This window comes from Streptomyces sp. SID14436 (assembly GCF_010548465.1).
Taxonomy (GTDB): domain Bacteria; phylum Actinomycetota; class Actinomycetes; order Streptomycetales; family Streptomycetaceae; genus Streptomyces.
Genome location: NZ_JAAGMD010000797.1, coordinates 1 through 5,320, shown reverse-complemented (window position 1 = coordinate 5,320; position 5,320 = coordinate 1). Strand labels below are relative to the sequence as shown.

At 74.9% G+C, this 5,320-nt stretch carries 4 protein-coding genes; all 4 read right to left on the bottom strand.

All coding sequences use genetic code 11. The annotated features are described in order from the left end of the window. Positions 1-238 (bottom strand): zinc-ribbon domain-containing protein (locus tag G3I53_RS29090; RefSeq protein ID WP_164438941.1); only part of this gene is annotated, 238 nt, incomplete at its 3' end. Between the two features lie 3 nt (positions 239-241). After that, entirely contained in the window at positions 242-2,806 is a 2,565-nt protein-coding gene (locus G3I53_RS29085) for a tetratricopeptide repeat protein (RefSeq protein ID WP_343240706.1), read from the bottom strand. A 19-nt stretch (positions 2,807-2,825) separates the two neighbouring features. Further along, complete coding sequence (locus tag G3I53_RS29080) at positions 2,826-4,175, bottom strand: hypothetical protein (RefSeq protein ID WP_164332544.1); 1,350 nt, start codon at positions 4,173-4,175, stop codon at positions 2,826-2,828. Between the two features lie 215 nt (positions 4,176-4,390). After that, positions 4,391-5,320: glutamate ABC transporter substrate-binding protein (locus G3I53_RS29075; RefSeq protein WP_164438939.1), on the bottom strand; the 930-nt coding region annotated here is incomplete at its 5' end.

Below are 5,320 nucleotides of genomic sequence, written 5' to 3'. Positions count from 1 at the left end.
CGGCCGCCGGGCGGGCCGGTGCGGCGGGCGGTGCCGACGGGGGTGGGGGGTAGCCGTGCTCCGCCGCGCGCCCGGCGGCGGCAGCCCCGTTCATGGCGATCGTCGGATGGTCGGCCGGGCGGGCGGGCACCGCGGACAGGTCATGTCCGCACGCACCGCAGAAACGATCACCCGGCTCGAGGGGCTCCTCGCAGCTCGGGCACGTCGGCGAAGCGGCCTGCTGGGGCATCTGCGACATGAACTACACCCACGTCCGGGGGCGGTAACGGTTGGCACGTTCCACCAGGTCGATCCTCTCCTCACCGCTGCGCGCCAGCCGGGCCAGCGTGCGGTAGGCACGCTCCAGACCGAAACGCAGGCCCCGCTCGTCCAGCCCGCTGCCGAGCAGCGTCCGTCCCCCGGCCGCACCGGAGTCCCCGGGCCCGGCCGGAGCCGGGAGCGGGGCCGGAGCGGAACCCCGGCCCCCGGAGAGTACCCAGTCCAGGGCACATCCGAGGACCTCGGCCGACAACTGTTCGCGCCGCGCCGGGTCCAGACCGTACGCCTCCAGGGCCTCGACCTGCCCGGCCGCGGCCGACAGGTCGTCGAGGAACGGCACGTCACCGGCGGTCGCCGTCCGCCCCCGCAGCCGGGCGCGTACGGCCGCCACCCGGGCGGCGGTGTAGTGGATCGAGGACTCCGGGACCGACTCCAGCGTGCCGACCGCGCCGCGCCGGTCACCGGCGGCGAACCGGACCCGGGCCAGGCCGAACGCGGCGCTGACATGGCTCGGATCGGTCGACCACACCAGGCGGTAGTACTCGGCGGCGTTGTCGAGCTGCCCCAGCACCTCGGCGCACAGCCCGAGCGCCAGCTTGGGCGCGATTTCACCCGGAAAGGCGTCGTAGATCGCGTCGAACGCGAGGGCCGCGCCCTCGTGGTCGCCGGTCGCCAGCGCCGCCACCCCGCGGTACCAGACCACCCGCCAGTCGTCCGGGTGCCGTTCCTCCAGCGCCCGCAGGGCCCGGAGCGCGGCCTCGGCCTCGCCGGTCTCCAGCCGGGCCCGGATCTCGCGCAGTCGGGTCTCGGTGGACGGCGCGGGCGCGGCGGCCAGCGCGTGCAGCAGGTCACCGGGCGCGGAGGTCTGCAGCCCGGCGAGGAACCCGGCGTTGGGGTCGCCGGAGTCGACCAGCGGGACCGGCAGGGCCAGTCCGGCGGCGGCGGTGTCGACGGGCCGGACGAGAGCGGGCGCGGCGGCGGGCAGCTCGGGGGCGGGCGGGGCGGGGGGCTGCCCGCCCGGACGTCTGCCCCGGCCGGGTGCGCGGCCGCCCAGGCGGGACACGTCCCCGTCGAGCGCGGGGAACAACTCGGTGTCGGTGACCCGCAGTTCGGGGCCGAACTGGGTGGACAGCGCCGGACGGGCCCGGCCCGTCTGGAGCGACACCACCTCGCGCAGGACGCCCGTCAGCTGCTCGCCCATCTCCTGCGCGGAGGCGAACCTGCGATCCGGGTCGGGGTCGGTGGCGCGCACCAGGAAGCGGTAGAACGACTCGTACTGCCGGAAGACGTCGATGGTGTCCGGATCGGGCAGGGAGTCGGCGAAGACGGTGGTGTAGCCCTGGAAGTCGAAGGTGAGCACGGCCAGCGTCCGCGCGACCGTGTACAGGTCGGACGCCACGGACGGGCCCACCTCGGCCACTTCGGGGGCCTGGTAGCCGACCGTGCCGTAGATGGCCGACTCGTCGTCGTCCATGCGGCGCACCGCGCCCATGTCGATCAGCTTCAGCTCGTCCTCGGTCTGGATGGCGTTGTCGACCTTGAAGTCGCAGTAGAGCAGGTTGCGGCCGTGCAGATGGCCGAGCGCCTCCAGCGCCTCGATGCCGTACGCGCACGCCTGTTCCACCGGCAGCGGGTCGCGCCTGCCCTGCGGGGTGCGGCGGGCGTTGGCGATCTCCTTGAGTGACTTGCCGCCCACGTACTCCATGACGATGTAGCCGTCGAGGGAGCCGGTGCGCGGGTCCAGGTGCTCCACGAAGTTGTAGATCCGCACGATGTTGGCGTGCTCGATCTCGGCGAGGAAGCGCCGCTCGGAGATCGCCGCCGCCATCGCGTCCTGGTCGCCGGTGTCCAGCAGGCCCTTGAGGACCACCCAGCGGTCGGAGACCGCCCGGTCCACGGCGAGGTAGATCCAGCCCAGACCGCCGTGCGCCAGGCAGCCCACCACCTCGTACTGGCCGTGCACCACGTCCCCGGCCGACAGCTTCGGCACGAACGAGTACGGGTGGCCGCACTTGGTGCAGAACCCCTCGGTGCGTCCGGGCCGTTCACCCCGGGCCCGCCCGACCGGGGCACCGCAGTCCGAGCGCGAGCAGAACCGCTTGCGCTCCGGCACCTGGGCACGGTCCAGCACCATGGCGCGGGGATCGGGACGCGGGATCGGCGGCACCTCCACCAGCCCCGCGCCCAGCCGCCCCCGGCCCGTCGACCCCGCGCCGGAACCGGAGCTGCGCACCGACACCGAGCGGCCCGAGGACGCCCCCGACAGCGACCTGGACAGCCGGCCCGACACCGAACGCCGGGACCGCGACGACTGCGACGACGTCCGCGCGCTCCTGCCGCTGCCCGACGAACCCCGCGAGTCCCGGCCGCCGACGGTGACACCGGTCGGCGGCGAGGCCACAGACCCGGTCGGCGACACCACCGGCGCCAACCCGCAGGTGTCGCAGTACAGTTCGCCGCCGCCCACGTCCTCGTACGTGCCGACGCAGTCGGGGCGCTGGCAGGTGCCCCGCCCCTCGCCCCGCCCCTCGCTCCGCGCCTCGCTCACCACGCCTCCCCCTCGCCGTTCACGTGCCCGGCCCCGTCCGGCCGTCGGACACCCCGCGCCCGGGACCGGCCTGGTCCGGGATCCGGGGCGCCGCGGCGAACAGTTCGGCCGCCGCCTGCTGGTAGCGCAGCACCGCCTGGTCGGCGGCGCGCAGATCGCACGGCGCGCTCCACAGCATCCGGCGTGCCTTCTCGTACCGTTCGACCAGCAGCGGGTCCTCGGCGAGACCGTGCCGGGCCACCTTCGCCCGGTACGCGTCCAGCCGCCCGCGCAGCTCCGCCCGCACCGCGAGCGGCGCGGTGACCGCCGTCAACGACTCGCGGGCCCGCAGCAGTTCGTCCTCCGCCTTCTGCTCCAGCGACTCCAGCAGCGGCGACAGGCGGTGCCACTGCGCGTGCCGGCGGTACTCGGCGGCCGCCGCCAGCTGCTCCTGGAGCACCGTCGGCGGGCCGCTGACCACCGGCACCTCCGTCGCCGCGATCTTCGCCAGCACCTCGCCGCGCGCGGTGCGCGCCTCGGCCAGGGTGCGGTCGGCCCGGGACAGCAGGTCCCGCAGCCGCACGATGCGCTTCTCGGCGTCCTGGCGGACCGTCAGCACCGCGTCGATCTCCCGGCGCACGTCCTCCAGGGCCCGCGCCTCCCGGTCGTACACGGTGGTGTCCGGACGGCCGCCGCCCGGGGCCGAACTGCCCTCCGCGGGCTTCCAGAACGCCAGCGGGTCGGACACCACCTGCTCGCGCAGCCGGGTCAGGGTGCGGGTGATCCGCTCCAGGTCGTCGCCCGCCGGGTGCTCCCCGGGGCGCACGCCGACCGAGTGCGCCAGCTTGCGGGTGCGGCCGAGTTCGGCGGCCAGCAGGTCGATCCGGGCGGGCAGCGCCGACCAGACCGCGTCCGCGGAGACGACGGTGTCCAGCGAGGACGCGTACAGCTCGTTCATCCGGTCGACCAGCGTCGCCAGCGAATAGCGCTCGCTGAGCACGCCCGCCGCGCCGTGCGGGGCGGGGGCGCCCGCGGTGGCCGCCGCCGGCCCGGCGAGCGTCACGCACTCGCCGCGCAGCAGCCCGGTCAGCTCCACCAGGTCCTCGCGGCTGGACCAGCGGCGGCGGGCCCGGATGTCGCGGGCGGTGCGCAGGGTGTCGGTGTACGCGTCGAAGTACGTCCACAGCAGCGTGATCGCCGCCTCGGTGGCCGCCCAGCGCTCCGCGGTCACACCGGTCAGCCGGGCACCCTCCAGGAGCCGCCGGCCCGCGTGGTCCTGCAGGGCCAGGAGCGAGGTCTCGACGGCTTCGTGCTCCGCGCCGAGCCGGGCCAGCGCACGGTCCACCTCGTCCCGGTCCAGCACCGGTCCGGCGGACTCCGGGTCGCCCATCGATCACCTTTCGCTGCGGGTCGGTCGTGGCCTCGGGGGCCGGTCGGTCGGTTGCGGTGCTGCCGGTCCGGTCCCGCGGCCGGGCCGGTCCTCCGGTCGTTCGGTCTCGTCCTGCGGCGGGTCGTCCTCCGGTCGTGCGGTCGGTTCTCGTGGTGCGGCCGGCCGGGGCGGTCCGGGCCGCGGCCGGGTCGCGGACCGCTGCCGGTCCGGGGGCCTCAGCCCGTGCGCAGGTACGCCGGTGCCGGTGGCTCCGACTTCGATGAATCCCCGCCCAGTGTCGCCGACAACCATCTGTCGTACGAGTACTGCCAGCCCTCGGCGGTGTCCTTGCGGAAGTCCACCAGGATCTTGTTGACCCGGCGCACCAGGTCGTCCGCCTCCTGCTTCATCGCCACGCCGTAGTACTCGGTCGTGAAGGCGTCGCCCTTGAGCTCGACCGTCGGGTCCTGGGCGGCCTGACTCGCCGCGAGCGCCGCGTCGGTGACCACCGCCTCGACCTCGCCGAGCTGCAACCGCACCAGGCAGTCGAGCTGGTTGGGGACCGTGGTGCCGATGTCCACGGACGCCGGGAGCCGGCCGGCCTTCCTGTCCTCCGCCAGCTTCGTGTACGCCGTCGAGCCCGCCGCCGTGCAGACCTTGCGGCCCGCGAGCGTCGTGTAGCCCCGCACGGGCGAGGACTTGGGCGCGAGGACCTGCTGTCCGGTCCGGAAGTACGGGGCGGAGAACGCCACGTCCCGCAGGCGCTCGCAGTTGATCGTCATCGTCCGCACGACCATGTCGACCCGGCCGCCCTTGATCGCCGGGATCCGCTGGTCGGTGGGGATCGCCTTGAACTGCACGGCGTCCGGGTCGCCGAGGATGTCCTCGGCTATGCGGTGCACCAGGTCGATGTCGAAGCCCTCCAGCCGGGCGCTGTCCGGGCTGTTGGGGTCGCGGTAGCCCCAGCGGTAGCTGTTCTGGTCGACGCCGACGATCAGTTTGCGCTTCTCGCCCGGCCGGTTCTTGATCTCCTCGATGGTGGGGCCGTCGGCGCCGGAGGGGGCCAGGGTCTGTTTCTCCGGGTCGGTGCATTCCTCGGCCGCGAGGGCCCGGGCGCCGGCCGTCACCCCGCCGTCGCCGCGGTCCGCCGCCGCGTCCGGCCGGCC

Excerpts from the sequence above, each read along its gene's own strand:
- G3I53_RS29080 (WP_164332544.1), bottom strand. The coding sequence starts at position 4,175 with ATGGGCGACCCGGAGTCCGCCGGACCGGTGCTGGACCGGGACGAGGTG.